The 18,942-nt window shown below is 53.7% G+C and carries 15 protein-coding genes; 9 read left to right on the top strand and 6 right to left on the bottom strand.

Going from position 1 to position 18,942, the window contains the following annotated elements:
- Positions 1-67: 67 nt before the first annotated feature.
- Positions 68-817 carry an NAD(P)-dependent oxidoreductase gene (locus JNO11_RS23665; protein ID WP_325178029.1) on the top strand — a complete coding sequence of 250 codons (750 nt, stop codon included), beginning with the start codon at positions 68-70 and terminating at the stop codon, positions 815-817.
- Between the two features lie 142 nt (positions 818-959).
- On the opposite strand, the gene JNO11_RS23660 is transcribed toward JNO11_RS23665, so the two are convergent.
- Positions 960-1,853, bottom strand: a complete 894-nt coding sequence (locus JNO11_RS23660; RefSeq protein WP_325178028.1) for an ABC transporter six-transmembrane domain-containing protein — start codon at positions 1,851-1,853, stop codon at positions 960-962.
- 104 nt (positions 1,854-1,957) lie between these two features.
- Between JNO11_RS23660 and JNO11_RS23655 the strand changes: the two genes are divergently transcribed.
- The 3 genes from JNO11_RS23655 (at position 1,958) to JNO11_RS23645 (ending at position 5,873) form a co-directional block, all read left to right on the top strand.
- The gene (locus JNO11_RS23655) at positions 1,958-2,533 is read left to right on the top strand and encodes a TetR/AcrR family transcriptional regulator (RefSeq protein ID WP_010670320.1); all 576 of its coding nucleotides are present in this window, start codon (positions 1,958-1,960) and stop codon (positions 2,531-2,533) included.
- A 473-nt stretch (positions 2,534-3,006) separates the two neighbouring features.
- Positions 3,007-4,392 (top strand): diaminobutyrate--2-oxoglutarate transaminase, encoded by a 1,386-nt coding sequence (locus JNO11_RS23650; RefSeq protein ID WP_022624771.1) that lies wholly within the window; start codon positions 3,007-3,009, stop codon positions 4,390-4,392.
- Between the two features lie 14 nt (positions 4,393-4,406).
- Positions 4,407-5,873, top strand: coding sequence for an aspartate aminotransferase family protein (locus tag JNO11_RS23645; protein WP_039389056.1), 1,467 nt, complete (start codon positions 4,407-4,409; stop codon positions 5,871-5,873).
- Between the two features lie 152 nt (positions 5,874-6,025).
- Here the strand turns inward: JNO11_RS23645 and JNO11_RS23640 are convergent, their stop codons facing one another.
- Positions 6,026-6,901 carry a LysR family transcriptional regulator gene (locus JNO11_RS23640; protein WP_060679114.1) on the bottom strand — a complete coding sequence of 292 codons (876 nt, stop codon included), beginning with the start codon at positions 6,899-6,901 and terminating at the stop codon, positions 6,026-6,028.
- Positions 6,902-7,070: 169 nt separating this feature from the next.
- Between JNO11_RS23640 and JNO11_RS23635 the strand changes: the two genes are divergently transcribed.
- On the top strand, positions 7,071-8,075 hold the full coding sequence (locus JNO11_RS23635; protein ID WP_033773901.1) for a nitronate monooxygenase: 1,005 nt from the start codon (positions 7,071-7,073) through the stop codon (positions 8,073-8,075).
- A 386-nt stretch (positions 8,076-8,461) separates the two neighbouring features.
- Entirely contained in the window at positions 8,462-8,596 is a 135-nt protein-coding gene (locus JNO11_RS23630) for a hypothetical protein (protein ID WP_254920067.1), read from the top strand.
- A 276-nt stretch (positions 8,597-8,872) separates the two neighbouring features.
- Here the strand turns inward: JNO11_RS23630 and JNO11_RS23625 are convergent, their stop codons facing one another.
- The gene (locus JNO11_RS23625; RefSeq protein WP_187484490.1) at positions 8,873-10,186 is read right to left on the bottom strand and encodes an MFS transporter; all 1,314 of its coding nucleotides are present in this window, start codon (positions 10,184-10,186) and stop codon (positions 8,873-8,875) included.
- Between the two features lie 208 nt (positions 10,187-10,394).
- Between JNO11_RS23625 and JNO11_RS23620 the strand changes: the two genes are divergently transcribed.
- Positions 10,395-10,706 (top strand): VF530 family protein, encoded by a 312-nt coding sequence (locus tag JNO11_RS23620; RefSeq protein WP_325178067.1) that lies wholly within the window; start codon positions 10,395-10,397, stop codon positions 10,704-10,706.
- 74 nt (positions 10,707-10,780) lie between these two features.
- On the opposite strand, the gene mqo is transcribed toward JNO11_RS23620, so the two are convergent.
- The gene (mqo, locus tag JNO11_RS23615; RefSeq protein WP_033760335.1) at positions 10,781-12,430 is read right to left on the bottom strand and encodes a malate dehydrogenase (quinone); all 1,650 of its coding nucleotides are present in this window, start codon (positions 12,428-12,430) and stop codon (positions 10,781-10,783) included.
- Between the two features lie 351 nt (positions 12,431-12,781).
- Between mqo and JNO11_RS23610 the strand changes: the two genes are divergently transcribed.
- Positions 12,782-14,371, top strand: a complete 1,590-nt coding sequence (locus tag JNO11_RS23610) for a sensor histidine kinase (protein ID WP_033768480.1) — start codon at positions 12,782-12,784, stop codon at positions 14,369-14,371.
- The gene (gene dcuR, locus JNO11_RS23605; protein WP_009093030.1) at positions 14,368-15,087 is read left to right on the top strand and encodes a two-component system response regulator DcuR; all 720 of its coding nucleotides are present in this window, start codon (positions 14,368-14,370) and stop codon (positions 15,085-15,087) included. The genes JNO11_RS23610 and dcuR overlap by 4 nt, the downstream gene beginning before the upstream one ends.
- Here the strand turns inward: dcuR and JNO11_RS23600 are convergent.
- Positions 15,081-16,043, bottom strand: a complete 963-nt coding sequence (locus JNO11_RS23600) for an FAD:protein FMN transferase (RefSeq protein ID WP_124890556.1) — start codon at positions 16,041-16,043, stop codon at positions 15,081-15,083. The genes dcuR and JNO11_RS23600 overlap by 7 nt on opposite strands.
- Positions 16,044-16,106: 63 nt before the next feature.
- Entirely contained in the window at positions 16,107-18,887 is a 2,781-nt protein-coding gene (locus JNO11_RS23595; RefSeq protein ID WP_031592419.1) for a flavocytochrome c, read from the bottom strand.
- Positions 18,888-18,942: the final 55 nt, after the last annotated feature.

Raw genomic sequence — 18,942 nt, 5'->3', positions numbered from 1 at the left:
GGCCTGAGTCGTGAATCTCTGTTTAACTGACCTCTCAGCGCTTCTTTTGCATAACAGGAATCAGCAGATGACGACCAGAGTTATCCTTCTTACCGGTGCCAGCGGGCGAATCGGGCGCACTTTCTTTGCGGCCAGCCAGAACAACTACCGTTTTATCCTGACCGATTTACGTGAGCCGGATTACGCGATACCCGCACCCCATCGTTTTATTGTGGCGGATCTGTCACAACCTGGTGAAGCGGAGAAATTACTGGCTGAAGAGCCTGTCGATACCGTCATCCACCTCGCCGGTATCCCGGATGCGCAGGCCAGTTTCGACGATCTGCTGCCCGCCAATATTCTCTCTACGACCTGGATACTCAAGGCAGCAGCTGAGCACCGCTGTCGTCGTCTGGTCTTTGCCAGCAGTGCGCAGACCATTGAGGGCTACCCGGCGGATGTCCAGATACATCCCGGCATGGCCGTCTCTCCTGCGAATCTGTATGGGGTCACCAAATGTTATGGTGAAGCACTTTGCGCCTTCTATGCCAGCCAGCACGGGTTGAGCTGTGTGGCATTAAGAATCGGGGCGTTTGAACCTGCACTGGATAACAGCCTGCATAATGCGAGGGATTACAGCGCATGGCTGAGTCCGGAAGATGCCGTCAGATTGGTGACTGGCGCTGTCGAGGCAGAGAAGATCACCTTCTTTATTGGCTACGGCATTTCCGATAACCGCTTTAAGCGCTTTGATCTGACACAGACGCGAGAAGTGCTGGGCTATACGCCATCTGATAACGCATTCAGAGCATTTGCGCCAGGTGAGCTGGATTATTAGCCCCTCCCCCTGAGCCGTGATCGCTTTCGGTCCCGAGTCGGCTCGTTATTCTTCACCTCCGTTGCCGCCGGTCCCTCCGGCGGCTGCTTGAGCCCTCAACTGAGACAACGCCCAAAAGAAGGCAGCGCATGAATCGGCCAAATCAGTGCGTGCCGGTATTTACCCGGCGACCTATGTCTTTCAACTGGGAATATTTTTCCAGCAGCTGTGGGCCATCATCCAGGCTCATGGCAAACATCCACATATAGGTCATCACCGAATAGATGTGACCCGCATTGGTCCCGCCACGGTTCGACATTACCGCAATGGTGACAGCAAATAGCAGCGCTGCCACGCTACCGATGGCCAGATAACCCCAGGCTTCCCGATCGGAGAGACGGATCCGCAGGCTGGCCAGCACGCCATAATGACGGTCCAGTGACGCAGCGTTAGCGTTGCTGACAAAGCTCACCTCTTTCTCCAGCCGGTTATTCAGACGACCAAACAGCATATCGTTTTTGCGGGTAAATCCCGGCAGGAAACAGGCGAAGAACAACAGGATCGCCAGACAGCCCGCGCCGGTCCAGAACTCGATAGCCAGCAGCATCACCGCGGCGCCGGTCATAGAGGCCAGCGAGGTAATCAGCACCGGCAGATGTTTCTCAAAAAAGTCGACAAACTCGCGTGACAAGGCCACCCGCGCGGCAATGGTGGATGCGCTCTGGTTTTCGCTACGCTGTGCCACAATCACCGGCACGGCCAGCCCGGCGTAAATACGGGCAAAGGTGCGGGTATCGACGCTGCGTCGTGCCGCTCCGATGGCCCACATGGTAAACACCATCACCGCATAGAGCACCGCATGCCAGGTCCTGCCGGAGAGAATCGCATTAATAGCGAAGCCCGCCAGCAGCGGATAGAGGAGATACATGACATTTTCCGTCACCACCAGCAGCAGCGTGAGGAACAGCTTGCGGCTATGGCGACGGCCGAGCATTTTTAATGTCAGAATAGCGCTGCGGGGTTTTGCTACCGGCAGGATCGTTTTTGAGGAATGCATAGTTTCTGTTTCTGATATCATGAGTCTTGAGCGGTTGCTCAAGAACGAAAAGCAGTCTATTTGAGCAGTTGCTCAAAGTCAACGTGACACTCATTGAGAGAGAGATGAAAGAGTCAGCTGAAGCACTGAGAACCAAAATCCTGGATGCCGCGATAGTGTTATTTATCGAGAAAGGGATCGAAAAAGTGACCACTCGGGAACTCACTGAGTCGGTGGGCATTTCACGCAGTCATATTTATCACTATTTCAGCAACTGGCAGACGCTCTGCCTGGCAGCGCTTGAACGCTTTATGCACGTGGATTTAGAAAATTTTGCTGACTCCCTGACTCTACTCACACCCCGCCAGAGGTTGCTGACGCTGTTCGAAAGTCATCTGCCGAGCGCACCGGATGCAACCTGGCAACTTTATGCTTCATTCTGGCAGATGGCTGCGCATCACGAAGCCTATGCCGCGCTGGCAGAACAAATGACGGCAGCGTGGCAGGCGCTGGTGGAGGAGATAATTCGTGACGGCGTCACAGATGGAACGCTGCGTTGTGCCGATATACCGCGCACCGCCCGGCAAATCAGTGCGATGCTTAACGGCTATGCCGATTTGCTGACCATCAATCCGTCGGAGAAAAAGGCAAGCGAAGGGATGGCTGACTTAACGCAGTTTATTGATCATCTCCTGTCATAACGTGGATCTGACGCGTTATAAAGGCTTTAACAACGCGAGATTTTAATTAAATGTTAATAAAAGGTTTATTATTTTAATTGGTCTGCACTTTTAACCCGCTATAAATGCGGCTTCTTCAGTCAAACTGACTTATGCTTTTTCCCTCTGAAAAAGCTCCTTTTTTGATAGCGTTTTGCCCCGGAAACAGCTATTTACACAGATTATTATCATTGACTTAGCACGCTCCGCGCCGGGTAAGCTGGTGTTTTTACGCCACTTATTAACCACGGACTAGCGAAGCGGCAATAATGTATACGTTCACAAACTCACCAAATGATTGATTCCTATAGCAAAGAATCTGTTATCTGCCGATAAAATTAAACATTGAGTCGGACCTTAAAAACACCTATATTGGCCGCGCTTAAAACACATACCCCCATTTAAATACATTTATTCAACTGCGACGCTACGCCCGTCCCGGTTGTAGGAGAGATATGATGACGGATAAAGTCCGTATTGATAGTTTGAATGCACAGAACTTAAACGCAACCAATGAAACCTATTTAGCCCGTCAGGCTGAATTTGAATCAAACGTTCGAAGTTATCCTCGCAAATTGCCGTTCGCGATTGCGAAAGCACAGGGTGTCTGGATCACAGACGTCGAGAATAATCAGTATCTCGACTGTCTTGCAGGTGCCGGAACGCTGGCATTGGGTCATAACCATCCAGACGTTCTGCAGAGCATTCAAAATGTCATTACCAGCGGCTTGCCGTTACATACTCTTGATTTAACCACGCCGTTAAAAGATGCGTTCTCTGAGTATCTGCTCTCGTTATTACCGGGTCAGGGCAAAGAGTACTGCCTGCAGTTTACCGGCCCGTCGGGCGCGGATGCCGTTGAAGCGGCGCTGAAACTGGCGAAAAAACACACCGGTCGTTCCGGCATCATCAGCTTCTCTGGTGCGTATCACGGCATGACCCACGGCGCGCTGTCGGTCACCGGCAACCTGTCACCGAAAGAAGCCGTCGACGGCTTGATGCCGGAAGTGCAGTTCATGCCTTATCCGCACCTCTACCGCTGCCCGCTGGGCATTGGCGGTGAAGCGGGCGTGAAAGCGCTGACCTACTACTTCGAAAACCTGATCAACGACGTTGAGAGCGGCGTTCGTAAACCGGCAGCCGTCATTCTGGAAGCAGTTCAGGGCGAAGGCGGTGTTAACCCGGCTCCGGCTGAGTGGCTGCAGCGCATCCGTAAAGTGACCAAAGAGCATGGCATTCTGCTGATCATCGACGAAGTGCAGGCGGGCATTGCCCGTACCGGTAAATTCTTCGCCTTTGAGCACGCCGGTATTGAGCCGGACATCATCGTGATGTCAAAAGCGGTCGGCGGCGGTCTGCCACTGGCGGTACTGGGCATTAAGAAAGAGTTCGACGCCTGGTCTCCTGGCCACCACACCGGCACCTTCCGTGGCAACCAGCTCGCAATGGCGACCGGCCTGACTACGCTGAAACTGCTGAAAGATAACAACATCGCTGACAAAGTTGCTGCACAGGGCGAATGGCTGAAAGGCAAACTGGGCGAGCTGCAGCAGCGCTACCCGGTAATCGGCAACGTGCGTGGTCTGGGACTGATGATCGGCATTGAGCTGGTGAAACCTGACGAAGCCGCTGATCACATGGGCAGCTTCCCGGCAGACGGCGAGCTCTCCGCGCTGGTACAGAAAAAATGTTTTGAGAACGGCCTGATTCTGGAGCGTGGCGGACGTCACGGCAGCGTATTACGTCTGCTGCCTTCCCTGCTGATCACAGATGCAGAACTGGACGTGTTTATGGATAAATTTGAAAACGCCCTGCTGTCAGCTGGCGTGAAACCAGTTTGAGTGGAGTGAATGCAATGTCCCGGTTAAACCCGATTCTGGCGGCCTCAGCACAAAGTACCGAGGCCTACCAGCAGGCGATTGCCCAGAGTAGCGCGGCCGTCGTGAAGTGGCTGGAACAACCTGAGATGTATCAGGGAAAAACCGTCGCAGAGCTGCGCGAGCGCATTAAGCTGGACTTCAATCCTCAGGGCCTGGGCAACCAGGCAGCTATTGAACGCGCCATTGAGTACTTCCTCAAAGACAGCCTGTCGGTTCATCACCCGCAGTGTGTGGCGCATCTGCACTGCCCGAGCCTGGTTATCAGCCAGGCGGCGGAAGTGCTGATTAACGCTACCAACCAGAGTATGGATTCGTGGGACCAGGCACCTTCAGCCACCCTGATTGAGATGAAGCTGATTGAGTGGCTGCGTACCCAGGTCGGTTATCAGCCCGGCGACGCGGGTGTCTTCACCAGCGGCGGCACCCAGAGCAACCTGATGGGTCTGATGCTGGCGCGTGACGCCTGGTTTGCCCGCCAGGGTCATTCTGTTCAGCAGGATGGTTTAACCGGCGATCTGAAGAAGATTAAAGTCTTCTGTTCAGAGAATGCGCACTTCTCGGTTCAGAAGAACATGGCGCTGCTGGGTCTGGGCTATCAATCCGTGACGCAGGTGAAATGCGATCGCTTTGCCCGCATGGATATGGATGACCTGCGCCACAAGCTGGCAGCCTCCAAAGCCAACGGTGAAAACATTCTGGCGATTGTTGCCACGGCGGGTACTACCGATGCCGGTGCGATCGATCCCCTGCGCGAAATCGCGGCGCTGGCGGCCGAAGAGAACATCTGGGTGCACGTTGATGCGGCCTGGGGCGGCGCGCTGCTGCTCTCTGAAAAGTATCGTGACTATCTGGATGGCATTGAGCTGGTAGATTCCATTACCCTGGATTTCCATAAGCAGTTCTTCCAGACCATCAGCTGTGGTGCTTTCCTGCTGAAGGAAGCACGCCACTATGAGCTGATGCGCTACCAGGCGGCCTATCTGAACTCTGAGTTTGATGAAGCGCAGGGTGTGCCGAATCTGGTATCCAAATCGCTTCAGACCACCCGCCGTTTCGATGCACTGAAACTGTGGATGGGCCTGGAAGCGCTGGGTCAGAAACAGTATGCCGAAATCATCGATCACGGTGTGACACTGGCGCAGCAGGTTGCACAGTACGTTGATGAGCAGCCTGCGCTGGAGCTGGTGATGAAACCGCAACTGGCCAGCGTGCTGTTCCGCTATCGTCCGGCGCATCTGGCGCACTTCAGCAGTGCAGATATCGCGCTGCTGAATCAGCGTATCGGTGATGCCCTGCTGGAATCGGGCCGCGCCAACGTTGGCGTGACCGAGTTCGATGGCGTGACCTGCCTGAAGATGACCCTGCTGAATCCGACAGTGACGCTGGAGGATATCAAAGTGTTGCTGACATTGGTGGAAACCACGGCACAGCAGCTGGTGTAAATACTGGAAATAGTGGCGTTAAGGTCACTATCAGAGGCGCCTCAGGGCGCCTTTTCTTTTTCTGTGTTTATCCCTTTCATTCATCGGTGAGGCCACAGCGCCTGTGCGCTGGTTTGCCGGACATCTTTGCCTCTGCCCCTTTTGTGTAGCCCCTAGCCGATCTTGTATTGACTCACCCATTCAGCACAAAACTCCAGATACGCGAGTGTGATGGCTGAAGGATGTTTGTGCCGGACATAGACCAGATGTAAGGGCATCGAGTGAGTCGGATAATCAGGCAGCAGTCGCACCAGCTTCCCGCTCTCCACATCAGGTTTAACTAAAAAATCAAACAACAGCGATACCCCGGCACCGCTCAGTGCATAGTGGCGCAGGCCCTGCGTATTGTTGGAGGAAAAAAACGGCTCAAACTTTACCTTCTCGTCTCCGGATACCCACTCAAAGGAACCACTGTTAAGCCCTTCCCAGCTGGCTATCGGATACGTCGCCAGCGCCGCCAGCGTCTGCGGATGTCCAAAGCGTTCAGCCAGTTCAGGCGTGGCAACAAACCATGCCTCGACATTCATAACCGGTTTCGCAATTACATCCTCGGTATGCAACTCGCCCAGCCTGAGTGCCACGTCAATGCCATCTTCAAACAGATCCACCACTCTTTCCCCTGAGTGGCAAAACACTTTGATATCAGGATAGCGTTGCTGAAACGCATGCAGTAACTCCCACCAGATAGTGAAGTCAGGCGGCACCGATATTCGCAGTTTGCCCGCCAGTTTGTGCGCAGACCTGACCGTTTTGGTGGCCTCTTCCAGCAATTCCAGGCCAGGTCGCGATTGCTCAAAGAACTGTTGTCCTTTGTAGGTCGGCCTGACCCCTTTCTTTGATCGCTCCAGTAACTGCACACCCAGTGCCCGCTCCAGCTCGTTCACTTTCCGCACCAGCGTAGAGATGGGGATAGCCGTTCTCTCACTTGCCGCTGAAAAGCTGCCTGCCTGAACGACTGCAATAAAGAGTTTTGTCGCGTTGAGATCCATTATCTTTCCATATCTGGCAAACACGTACCCAATTCTGACCGTTTACTTCTTATTTTCAACTATTAAACTCCCTGTTTTGGCTAAGAGAATAAAAATAAAACGGCCCGTAAAAAAATTCTTATTTCTAACGAATAAGTCTGGCTACACAGTATCCGGATAAGGAAAAACTATGAAAAACCGTGTGACAGAAATTCTGAATATTCGCTATCCCATTATTCAGGCACCCATGTACTTTCTGACCAATGCAACGTTTGTTGCCGCAGTATCAAACGCAGGCGGATTAGGCATAATTGGCCCCAACGCCGGGCAGGATACATTGCCAGACTCTCGTTTCATGGCGCTGGAGCGCATGCGTGAGCAAATCAGAAAAACCAAACAGCTGACCGATAAACCTTTTGGGGCAACCCTGATCAATGGGCCGGATATGAGTTTCTGGCGGCCCACCGCTGAAATGTTTGTTGAAGAGAAGGTAGAGGTCGTTTTAGTTAATGAAGTGCTTGATGCCGAAATATTCGATTTTCTGAAACAACATCGCATCAAAATCCTTTATCGTGCGCTGACGCCTGACGTAGCGAATTCTCAGCAGGCTGAAAAGCTTGGCGCCGATATCATTGTCGCCACCGGATTTGATGAAGGCGGCACCGTGCCATCACGCATTATCGGAACGTTCAGCATCGTGCCTATGATCGCTGACAGTGTGAAAATTCCGGTGCTGGCGGCAGGCGGCATTGGGGATGTGCGTGGCGTGCGTGCAGCCATGGCGTTAGGTGCAGAAGGCGTCTGGATAGGCAGCCTGTTTTTAACCGCGCAGGAGAACCCGGCGGATGAGAAGGTTAAGCAGCTGATTGTTTCATCGAGCGCAGAAGATTTGCTACTTTTCCGCACCCTGCCCGCTTATTACCGGACATTGCCCACGCCGCTCAGCCCCAGGCTGGCAGAACTTGATGCGCAGGGCGCTGACCGTGAAACCCTGTTCACTGCAATGAATGGCTACCACTCTTTATGGCAGGCGATGCGACTGGGCAATCTTGACAAAGGCGTTGTTTCGACAGGCACTGGCATCTCGATGATCAAATCGGTGCGAACCGTTGCAGCCATCGTCGCCGATCTGGCACAAGATTTTATCACTCAGCCGGAGAAACAGAAATCTGACGACACCGTTCTCAGTCTGTAATCTGTTTAAAGTTAGTGATGTGACCGCCACCAGCGGGATCCGGTTGTCGGATGAGTCCCGACCGGGTCCCGCGTGCTGCCCGCAGTGTTCAGTTGTGGGCCGTTATTCAGCTTATCCTCTTCACAGCCTGAAGCCATACAGGTTCAACCCTTTTCAGTCAAACAGATACAAGATAAATTAACAGATTTTATTCCCTCATTTAGATTTCGTTTATTTCTGAATTTGCATGACGCCTTTATTTCAGCAGAGTCTGGAAAACCGTATCGCGATCAATAAATAAAGATTTTATTTCAGCCATAATTAATAAAAACTTATGTTAAGTCACTGATAACAGTGAATAACATATTACAGATAAGAATAGTTTAATTTCACAGGAATTAACGCTTATGCTCCTGCGTAAAATAGTTATCATTCTTCTCGGTATGATTATGGCTGCTGTCATCATTATTGCCGACAACCATGCTCATAAAGTTAATTGCCGCGATCAGGTTTTCAGTTTGCCATCATCGCAAAGTGAATGACCTTGTCTGAATCCTTCTCTCCAGCATCCTCTTTGTCTTCAGACCTGTTGACGGTGTTGATGAAGCGTGAAGACCAGAAACTTTGATCCGGCTGAATCGCTTACGGGATAAAACCCTGTTACATCGGCCTGAACAGAGCGGCACGTTACGCCGGTGATATTACAGTTGCATTCCTGATAAGCAGGCTGGTTTGTTGCCCTTCCCGGCAGACCTGCCAAAGAAGGCTGCATGCCACTTCAGCAGCCTGTATTTCCCGCTCAGCTCGCTTACCGACACTTAGCGCGACGGTGGCTCATCCAGTAGCCGCAGATGATCATCTTTGTTCAGGGTCATCAACGCAACAATACTGACCAGCGCAGTCGCCATCACATACCAGGCGGGGATATCGGGATTACCGGTCTGTTTAATCAACCCGGTGATGATCAATCCGGCACAGCCGGAAAACACCGCGTTAGAAAGCGAATAGGCCAGACCCAGTCCGGTATAACGCACCCGCGTCGGGAACATCTCTGACAGCATCGCAGGTCCCGGTCCGGCCAGCAACCCGACCACTCCGCCCGCGATAAACACCACCAGCGCTTTCAGCAGCAGCCCGGTGCTCTCTGCCTGAAGTATGTTAAGCAGCGGCAGAGAGAGCACCAGCAGCAATACCGCCGCCGTCACCATCACCGCACGGCGGCCAATCCTGTCACTCAGCATGCCGGCCGGGATGATGGTGGCAGCAAAGCCCAGGTTCGATATCACCGCAATCAGCAACGCCTGGTTAAAACCGGTGTGCAGCGATGCCTGCAGGTACGTCGGCATAATCACCAGCCAGGTGTAACCGGCCGCCGACCAGACCATCAGCCGACAGATACCGAGCAGGATCGTTTTCAGCGTATCGCCAAGGCTGGCGTCAACTTTTGCAACGGGTTTTGCCTGCTGCTGAATAAACGCCGGGGTCTCCTCCATCTGAACCCGCAGCCAGAGCGCGATGACACCCAGCGGCAGAGCAATGAAGAACGGAATGCGCCAGCCCCAGCTCAGCATCTGCTCAGGCGACAGCAGCAGCGAGAGCAGCGCCACGATGCCCGCGCCTGCCAGCAATCCCAGCGCCACAGTAAAAGATTGCCACGATCCATAAAGGCCCCGCTTACCGCGCGGTGCAAACTCGGTCATCAGTGATACCGCCCCGCCATACTCACCCCCCGCGAACAGCCCCTGCAGAATACGCAGACCGGTCACGATCAGTGGCGCCAGGATGCCCAGATGGGCATAGGTCGGCACCAGGCCGATAGCCGCCGTCGCCAGCGTCATCATGATCAACACAAATATCAGCGTGGGTTTGCGCCCGATACGGTCACCCATCCGGCCGAAAATGATTGCTCCGAGTGGACGGAAGAAAAAGGCGATGGCGAATGACGCATAGGTCAGCAGAAGCCCGGTCAGCGCTGACTCCCCTTCCAGCCGGAAAAAGTTCTGCGCTATTACGGTGGCAAGAAAGCCATAGACGGCAAACTCATACCATTCAATGAAATTACCTACCGAACCGGCTATCAGAGCACGTTTACGGCTGGCGGAGCTGAGCAGATTATCGACGGGCACAGACATGGCAGGGGATCCTTTTTTGAGCATCATCAGTCGCTTATGATTAGCACAATCGCCGCACGCCTGCGCACTCTTCTGCCTGTCACGTTAACTCAGACACAGAAATCTGCGCTTAACGCGCCACGGCACGCCCTTTTTCACCTTCACGCCTTGCACAACGGCTTTACGATTGTCAGGATGTGCGGCATTGAATGAATCAGGCGGATAGATGATGAACGCACAAACCTCAAAAGATCCTCTGCATGGCGTAACGCTGGAGATGCAGATAAACAGTTTAGTCGCGCAGTATGGCTGGGCGGAGCTGGGAAAACGGATCAACATTAACTGCTTTAAAAGCGATCCGAGTGTTAAATCAAGCCTGAAGTTTTTGCGGCGCACGCCCTGGGCGCGGGCTGAAGTCGAAGCGCTTTATCTCGCCGCGTTAAAAGAGGAACCGGCCTCCCGCGAAGAAGAGTCTGAAGAGGCGGATCAAGCACCCGCAGAAGATCCCTGGGGCAACTGGCGCGGTAACCAGCCGGAGTAACGGGCAGACAACGCGGCAATAAAAAAAGCCCGCGCAGGATAACCTGTGCGGGCTTTTTTTACGTCAGGTCGCTGTTACAGCGCCATGTCGTGCTTCGCTGAAGGCGCCGCCTGCTCTGGCTGTGCTGCTGGCGCCTCGGCTGCTTTGCCATCCATGTTGATAACCGGCGGCGTGGTCAGCTGCAGAGTTGCAGCGGTGTCATTCCATACCTGCTGGAGCATCGGCACATTGTCATTCAGTTTCTGACCGTAGCCTGGGATCATCTTGTGGATTTTGGCCTGCCATTCCGCTGACTTAAACTCTTCCGGGAACAGTTTCTGCATCACGCTTAACGCGATAGGCGCAGCGGTCGATGCACCAGGAGAAGCACCCAGCAGTGCCGCCACGGTTTTCTGCTGATCGGTCACAATTTCTGTACCCAGTTTCAGCACGCCACCTTTGTCAGCATCTTTCTTGATGATCTGTACGCGCTGACCGGCCTGAATCAGTTTCCAGTCCTCTTTCTTCGCGTCCGGGTAGTACTCTTTCAGCGCTTCGAAGCGATCTTCTTCTGTCAGCATCACCTGGCCAACCAGGTATTTCACCAGGTCGAAGTTATCCATACCTACATCGGTCATTGGCACGATGTTATGGGTAGTGGTGGTGCTCAGCAGGTCAAACAGTGAACCATTTTTCAGGAACTTGGTTGAGAAGGTCGCAAACGGTCCAAACAGCACGACGCGTTTGCCATCCAGATAACGGGTATCCAGATGCGGAACGGACATCGGTGGTGCACCGGTAGACGCCTGACCGTAGACTTTCGCCAGGTGACGATCGGCAATCGCCTTGTTTTCGGTTACCAGGAATGAACCACCCACCGGGAAGCCTGCATAGTTTTCCGCTTCCGGGATGCCGGTTTTCTGCAGTAATTTCAGCGCGCCGCCGCCAGCACCAATAAAGACATATTTCGCGTCAACTGCACGCTCGTTGCCGTTTTTGGCATCTTTAATGGTGACGTGCCACGAGTTATCACCGTTACGTTTGAAATCGGTGACTTCAGACGAGGTTTCCAGACGGAAGTTGTCATTCTTCTTCAGGCTGCCGATTAGCTGACGGGTAATTTCACCGTAGTTTACGTCGGTGCCAACTGGCGTCCAGGTTGCGGCCACTTTCTGCTGGGGATCACGACCTTCCATCACCAGCGGTGCCCACTGCTCGATCTGCTTGTGATCGGTAGAGAACTTCATGCCCTGGAACAGCGCGGTTTTCTGTAACGCCGCATAGCGTTTAGTCAGGAAGTCGACGTTGTCGCCCCAGACGAAGCTCATATGTGGCGTTGAGTTGATGAAAGAGCGCGGATCGTGCATCACGCCCTCTTTGACCTGCGAACTCCAGAACTGGCGTGAAACCATGAAAGCTTCGTTGATTTCCAACGCTTTCGTCACGTCGATCGAGCCATCTTTACGCTCAGGCGTATAGTTCAGCTCCATATTGGCAGAGTGACCGGTACCGGCGTTGTTCCAGCCGTTAGAGGATTCCAGTGCCACACCATCCAGCTTCTCAACCATGATCTGTTTCCAGCCAGGCTGCAGCTCTTCCAGCATGGTGCCCATTGAGGCGCTCATGATGCCGCCACCAATTAACAGGACGTCGGTTTTTTCTGGTGAAGTTTCAGCATGCAGTGCTGAAGAAACTAACAAGGCCGCGAGGGAAAGAGTGGGAATAACTTTCTTTGAATTCATCATTTTAATCTACAGCTCAGACGGTACTGGTTAAAAAAAGTCCTTAAAGTTTAAAATAATGTTATTTGTGAGTTAATGTGAAAATAGTTATAAAATTAAAAATAGCAATTTAGCCTTAATTTAATTACAAAAGGCTTACCGAATTGCTCACATATTTTAACCACACATTAAGGGTGTCCTTTGAATTATACAATCCCCTAACACAAATATTGTTCTCCGGCGATTGCCCGCGCGCAGACCGCTAAAACTGTACTGATGCGGTCAGTTAGCGTATGTTTCCGGGCGATCTCCCACCCGTGCTGAACGCCAATGACAAGCCAACCACAGAACCGACATGCCGTGACTAAACGACCCATGAAACTCAGTACCCTGACCACCCTGATGATGACCGCGGTTATCGTCACCGTGCTGCTCGCTGTCCATCTGCTCTATTTTGTGCAGATCGATAACTTTGCTCAGTCGCATCTTAAAGATAAGGCGATGGCAGTGGCACGCACTCTGGCAGACAGCCCTGAAGTGCAGCGTGGGTTACTGTTACCGGACGGCAGCAGCCAGATTCAGCCACTGGCTGAAGCCGCGCGCAAACGCAACGGCCTGCTGTTTGTGGTGGTGACGGATATGCGTGGCATTCGCTTTTCACACCCGAACGCGGCGGTGATTGGCAAACATTTTGTCGGCAACGATATCTATCCGGCCCTCAGCGGGCGGGAAAATGTGGCGGTAAATCACGGCGTGCTGGTAGAGGCACTGCGGGTATTTACCCCGGTTTATAACGCAGATCATCAGCAGATTGGTGTGGTGGCGATCGGCATTGCGCTGAATGATGTGGCGGCGCAGATTGCCAAAAGCCGCTGGAACATTGTCTGGACTGTCTTATTTGGCGGCCTGGTGGGTCTGCTGGGGATTCTTATTCTGGTCAGGCGCCTGAAGAGCATATTGCTCGGGCTGGAGCCGCATGAAATCTCCAGCCTGTTCGAGCAGCGTCAGGCGATCCTCAATTCTATTAAAGAGGGTGTGATTGCGGTAGATGATGAGTCACGCGTCAGCCTGATTAACCACGCGGCGCAGCAGCTGCTGCATGAGACCACCCGCAAGATGCCATTAAGCGGCGATCTGATTGCTGAAGAGAGCGTAATGCACCGCCATCAGCAGGATGCGCTGCATGCGGGCAAAGCCTGGCACGATCAGGAGCTGACGCTGGGTAATCGCATCCTGATCAGCAATACCGTGCCGGTTCGCAGTCGTGACCGCATTATCGGCGCGGTGACCACCTTCAGGGACAAGACCGAAATCAGCCAGCTGATGCAGCGTCTGGACGGCATGGTAAACTATGTAGACGCGTTACGTGAACGGTCCCATGAGTTCATGAACAAGCTGCATGTCATTCTGGGCCTGCTGCATATGAAAAACTATGCGCAGATGGAAGAGTACATCCTGAAAACCGCCAACGCCTATCAGACGGAGATTGGTTCGCTACTGCAAAAGATCAAATCGCCCATCATTGCGGGTTTCCTGCTCAGCAAAATCAACCGGGTGACCGATGAAGGCCATCAGCTGATTATCGATGAGGCGAGTTTTCTGCCCGACTGCGGCAGCGAGGAGCAGAGCGCGGTACTGATTACGGTGCTGGGCAATTTAATTGAAAATGCGCTTGAGGCGCTGGATCCGGAAACCGAAGGGGAAATCCACCTCATGCTGCATTATCAGAATGGCTGGTTAGCCTGTGAAGTGAGTGATGACGGACCCGGGATCGACGGTACGCAGCTCAGCGCCATTTTTGAGCGTGGCGTCTCGTCAAAAGGCGAAGATCGCGGTGTCGGATTGTTTCTGGTTAAGCAGCAGACCGAAAGCCTGGGCGGCAGTGTCAGTGTCGAGTCGGAACCGGGTGTATTCACCCAATTCTTAGTACAACTTCCGTGGGAGAGAGGAATGATTACCCAATGATCAATGTGTTAGTTGTCGATGATGACGCCATGGTAGCCGAGCTGAATCGCTGTTATATCGGGCAGATCCCAGGCTTTACCTGCTGCGGCACCGCCTCAACCTTACAGCAGGCCAAAGAGCGGCTGGCGCAGGCCGAACCTCAGGTTGATCTGATCCTGCTGGATATCTATATGCAGCAGGAGAACGGTCTCGACCTGTTGCCGGAACTGCGCAGCGCAGGACGTCCGGTTGACGTGATTATTATCTCGTCAGCAGCAGATGCCGCCACCATCAAAACCTCACTCAACTACGGTGTGGTGGATTATCTGATCAAGCCTTTCCAGTTTGCCCGCTTTGAAGAGGCACTGACTGGCTGGCGACAGAAAAAATCGCTGATGGATAATCATCAGTTCTATCAGCAGTCGGACGTTGATCAGCTGTTGCATGGCAATCCGCCGGGGGCCAGCGAGCAGAAGCGACTGCCGAAAGGATTAACACCGCAGACGCTGCGCACGCTGTGTCTGTGGATCGACGCCCATCCGGGTACCGAATTCTCCACCGACGAACTGGCAACCGAGGTGAATATCTCTCGCGTCTCCTGCCGCAAGTACCTGATCTGGCTGGCGCAGATTAATATTCTGTTCACCAGCATTCATTATGGGGTCACGGGCCGTCCGGTTTATCGCTATCGCCTGCAGCCGGAGTATCACACTTTGCTCAAACAATATTGTCAGTGAACCAGCCGGTAATCGGTGTCCAGTAACTGAAAAGAAAAGTGACGTTGTGACGAGCAGATCACCTGCCTGTCACGGGTCACAAATATCGCTTCAATGCCCGGTTGCTCCGCCAGGCAGGCAATGCCCTGTTCAACGCCGAGGCCATAAAGCAGTGTGGTGTAGATGTCGCCATCCAGTGAACGGTCAGAGATCACAGTGACGCTCAGCAGGTCGTTATCCAGCGGATAACCGCTACGCGGGTCGAGGATATGGTGATAACAGACGCCATCCAGCTCGAAATAACGCTCATAGATACCGGATGTCACCACCGAGCGATTATCCACCCCGATCACCCCGATCAGCTCATCGGCCTCACCAAACGGTTTTTTCAGGCCGATTGCCCAGCCCGCCTCTTCTGGCGGCGCACCCACCGTCTGCACATTTCCCCCCAGATTAATCAGCGCACTGCTGACCTGCTGCTGGCGCAAAAAAGCCTGCACAACATCGGCGATATAGCCTTTGGCGATGGCGCCCAGGTCGATCTCCATCCCCGGCCGGGCCAGCATGACACTGCGGCTTGCGTCATCAAGAATAACGTCATGCGGATTCGTCAGCGCCATGCGCGCCTGAAGTTCTGTCTCTGATGGAACACGGTGGCCCTGAAAGCCGATTTTCCAGCACTTCACCAGCGGGCCAATAGCCAGATTAAACAGGCTGTCGGGCAGCAGGCTCACCGCATGCGCGCAGGCGATCAGGTCAAACACCGGCTGACTCACGACCACCGGATGCTGCCCTGCCGCGTGATTAATCGCCATCACCTCAGACGCCGCGCGGTTAACCGTGAAGAGATTCTCCTGCTGTTTAATCAGGCGGAAGACCTGTCCGGCCAGGGTCTGATTATCGTCGAAGAGTTTGAGCAGGATGGGTGAACCCATTAAGACAGCGGAGTAAGCATAGACACGCGCATCAGTTAACATAGGCGACTCTGCTTTAAAGAGAAAAGAACGGCATCCGCAGAGCGCGGATGCCGGAGACGACCCTTAACGTCGGGCGTAAGCGGCGGCGTTACCACCGGCCAGAATGCCGAAGATAATGATATCGGCGACTGCGTTACCGCCGATACGGTTAGCACCGTGGATGCCACCAACGACCTCGCCACAGGCCCAGGCGCCGTTAATCACCTGTTTCTGGCTGTCCAGCACCGCAGTGGTGGTGTCGATGGTGACGCCGCCCATGGTGTGGTGTACGCCCGGTGCAACACGAATCGCGTAGAACGGTGCTTCACTCAGAGGATGACGCAGCGCGGTCTGACGACCGAAGTCTTCATCTTTCTGCATGATAACGAAGTTGTTGTAACGGGCCAGCGTGGCTTCCAGCGTATGATGCTCACTCATGTTGAGTTTCACCGCCAGTTCTGCCACGGTTGGCGCGCTGACCACAAAGCCTTTGGCGATATATTCGTCAGCCGCTTTGTTATTCATCCGCACCTGCTCGTCAAACACAATCCAGGCACTCTTCTCTGGCAAGGCGATAATCTGCGCCGAGACTTTATCGCGGGTTTCCATTTCGTTGTAGAAGCGCTCACCCGCCTGACTGACCAGGATAGCACCGCCGCCACGAATGGATTCGGAGACCAGATAAGAGGTGGTCTGTTCAACCGTTGGGTGAATCTGGATTTCGCCCATATCCACGGTACCGGCACCAATTTTTTCCAGCATGGCAATACCGCTGCCGGTGGCGCCTTTGTGGTTGGTGGTAACAAAGCCATCGAGTTCAGGGCGATATTTCACTACCAGTTCACGGTTCGCACTGAATCCGCCGGTCGCCACAATCACGCTTTTCGCGTTCAGGATACGGCTGTCGTTGTACTCATCGACCACTCTCACACCCGCTACCGCGCCGTTCTCATAGAGGATTTCTGAGACTGAGGTTTCCAGCAGGACTTCGATGTTGCGGCTGTTGATGTTTTTAACCAGACCGCTGATCAGGAAGCCACCCACCGCTGAACGATCCGCCGGACGGTGGGTACGATCGATGCTCATCCCGCCGGTGATGGTGATGTCGTTAAGCTCAATGCCGTGATTCGCCAGCCACTCAATCGCCTCCGGAGCCAGCTCTACAAACTCACGCAGCAGCACCGGATTATTTTTGAACTGACCACCTTTCAGCGTCTCTTCGTAGAACAGCTCTTTGCTGTCTTCGATGCCTTTGAGTTTCTGGAAACGGGTTTCCGCGGCGTTCATGCCCACTGAGGCTTTAATGGTGTTACCGCCGATGGTCGGCATCTTCTCGATGATGACCACGCGCGCACCTTCATCGTGCGCCTGAATCGCCGCCGCAAGACCGGCGCCGCCGCTGCCCACAATCACCACATCGTAATTCTGCGGTGCGTTAGGGTTGCCGCCCTCTTCAATCACATGCTCTTTGCTGGAGGTGGTCAGCGCGCGTGAAACCGCTTTTTTCAGCGCCTCACTCTGGGTAGTCGCACCGGTAATCGCATCGACGTGCGGGCTGTTGGCCACCAGGATGCGGCTACGCAGGCTTTCAAAGGTAGTGGTGAAGTCCACATCCAGGGTGTCATCCGGCACCAGCGAGATGTCGGTGATACGGTCAGTATCCAGCGTGACGTTGATTTTCAGTTTCAGCGCTTCGGCTTCGACTTTTTCCTGATAGACGCCCGCTTTGTATTTACGGCCCGATTCACTCATGTCGCGGATCATCGCATCGACCAGGGAGAAGCGCCACAGCGGTTCCGGGATCTGCAGCTCTTCGCGTTTGTTGCTGTCGATGTAGAGATCGAGGTGTTCGTTATTAATGATGCGGTCAGCCCAGTTCGGGTAAGCGATGCAGGCTTTACCAATCGCCACCAGATCGTAGCCTTTCTCCAGCGCCAGTTCGGCATCGGCTTTATTGACGACGCCACCAACGCCAATCACCGGCACTTTTGCCAGCACAGGCGAACGCATCGCGACGAACTTCTCAATCAGCGGCGTCGGATCCTGGGTATCAACAATTGACGGACGCAGCAGCTGGCCTACCGAGAAATGGACGTAATCGAGTCCGCGCGCCGCCAGTTTTTCCAGCAGATAGAGCGTGTCGTCAAAGCGAATGCCGGGCACTTCGATCTCTTCCGGGGAGAAGCGATAGCCGATGATGAAAGAGTTATGGGCGAAGCGCTCAGCCATCTTGTGGGTGATTTCCAGCACTTCCAGCGGGAAGCGTGCACGGTTATCGCGGCTGCCGCCCCACTTGTCATCGCGCTGGTTAGAGTTCGGCGAATAGAACTGCTGAATCAGGTAGGTGTTAGCACCATGAATTTCGACGCCATCGAAACCGGCCTTGATAGCGCGGTTCACCGCATCACCAAATTTGGTGATCATGGTTTCGACTTCTTCGGCGCTCAGCGCCAGGGGTTTGGTTGCCCCTTCACGCGGTGCCGCGATGGCGCTTGGCGCAACCGGCGTTTTGCCACCAATCAGCTCCGGTTCCACCATACGGCCGCCGTGATAGATCTGCAAAATGGCCGTAGAGCCTTCAGATTTAATCGCGTCCGCAATGCGTTTCAGACCAGGGATTTTGTTGTCGCTGTCGATAGCAATGGCACCCGGAAATGCCGGGCCACGGTTGTCAATGAAGCAGCATTCAACGATCACGGTTCCGATGCTGCCTGCACGTGCGCGATAGTACTCGACCAGCTCACTGGTGACCGTACCGTCATAAAAGCCGGTACAGGTGGTCATCGGTGCCATTACCAGTCGGTTTTTCAACACAGCGCCATTAGGCAGGGTCAGTGGATTAAGGATAGGTGTGAGAGATTTCATTGCGATAAACTCCAAGATTTAAAAGTCTGGAAATTTTTTTAGCGGACGCAAATTA

The organism is Pantoea sp. 1B4, assembly GCF_016925765.1.
Lineage (GTDB): Bacteria > Pseudomonadota > Gammaproteobacteria > Enterobacterales > Enterobacteriaceae > Pantoea > Pantoea agglomerans.
Note: the sequence above shows the minus strand (reverse complement) of the source record. Positions and strands in the feature narration are given on the sequence as shown.

Coding starts and splice junctions, on each gene's coding strand:
- JNO11_RS23665 (WP_325178029.1), top strand. CDS start 68: ATGACGACCAGAGTTATCCTTCTTACCGGTGCCAGCGGGCGAATCGGG.
- JNO11_RS23660 (WP_325178028.1), bottom strand. CDS start 1,853: ATGCATTCCTCAAAAACGATCCTGCCGGTAGCAAAACCCCGCAGCGCT.
- JNO11_RS23655 (WP_010670320.1), top strand. CDS start 1,958: ATGAAAGAGTCAGCTGAAGCACTGAGAACCAAAATCCTGGATGCCGCG.
- JNO11_RS23650 (WP_022624771.1), top strand. CDS start 3,007: ATGATGACGGATAAAGTCCGTATTGATAGTTTGAATGCACAGAACTTA.
- JNO11_RS23645 (WP_039389056.1), top strand. CDS start 4,407: ATGTCCCGGTTAAACCCGATTCTGGCGGCCTCAGCACAAAGTACCGAG.
- JNO11_RS23640 (WP_060679114.1), bottom strand. CDS start 6,901: ATGGATCTCAACGCGACAAAACTCTTTATTGCAGTCGTTCAGGCAGGC.
- JNO11_RS23635 (WP_033773901.1), top strand. CDS start 7,071: ATGAAAAACCGTGTGACAGAAATTCTGAATATTCGCTATCCCATTATT.
- JNO11_RS23630 (WP_254920067.1), top strand. CDS start 8,462: ATGCTCCTGCGTAAAATAGTTATCATTCTTCTCGGTATGATTATGGCT.
- JNO11_RS23625 (WP_187484490.1), bottom strand. CDS start 10,186: ATGTCTGTGCCCGTCGATAATCTGCTCAGCTCCGCCAGCCGTAAACGT.
- JNO11_RS23620 (WP_325178067.1), top strand. CDS start 10,395: ATGAACGCACAAACCTCAAAAGATCCTCTGCATGGCGTAACGCTGGAG.
- mqo (WP_033760335.1), bottom strand. CDS start 12,430: ATGATGAATTCAAAGAAAGTTATTCCCACTCTTTCCCTCGCGGCCTTG.
- JNO11_RS23610 (WP_033768480.1), top strand. CDS start 12,782: ATGAAACTCAGTACCCTGACCACCCTGATGATGACCGCGGTTATCGTC.
- dcuR (WP_009093030.1), top strand. CDS start 14,368: ATGATCAATGTGTTAGTTGTCGATGATGACGCCATGGTAGCCGAGCTG.
- JNO11_RS23600 (WP_124890556.1), bottom strand. CDS start 16,043: ATGTTAACTGATGCGCGTGTCTATGCTTACTCCGCTGTCTTAATGGGT.
- JNO11_RS23595 (WP_031592419.1), bottom strand. CDS start 18,887: ATGAAATCTCTCACACCTATCCTTAATCCACTGACCCTGCCTAATGGC.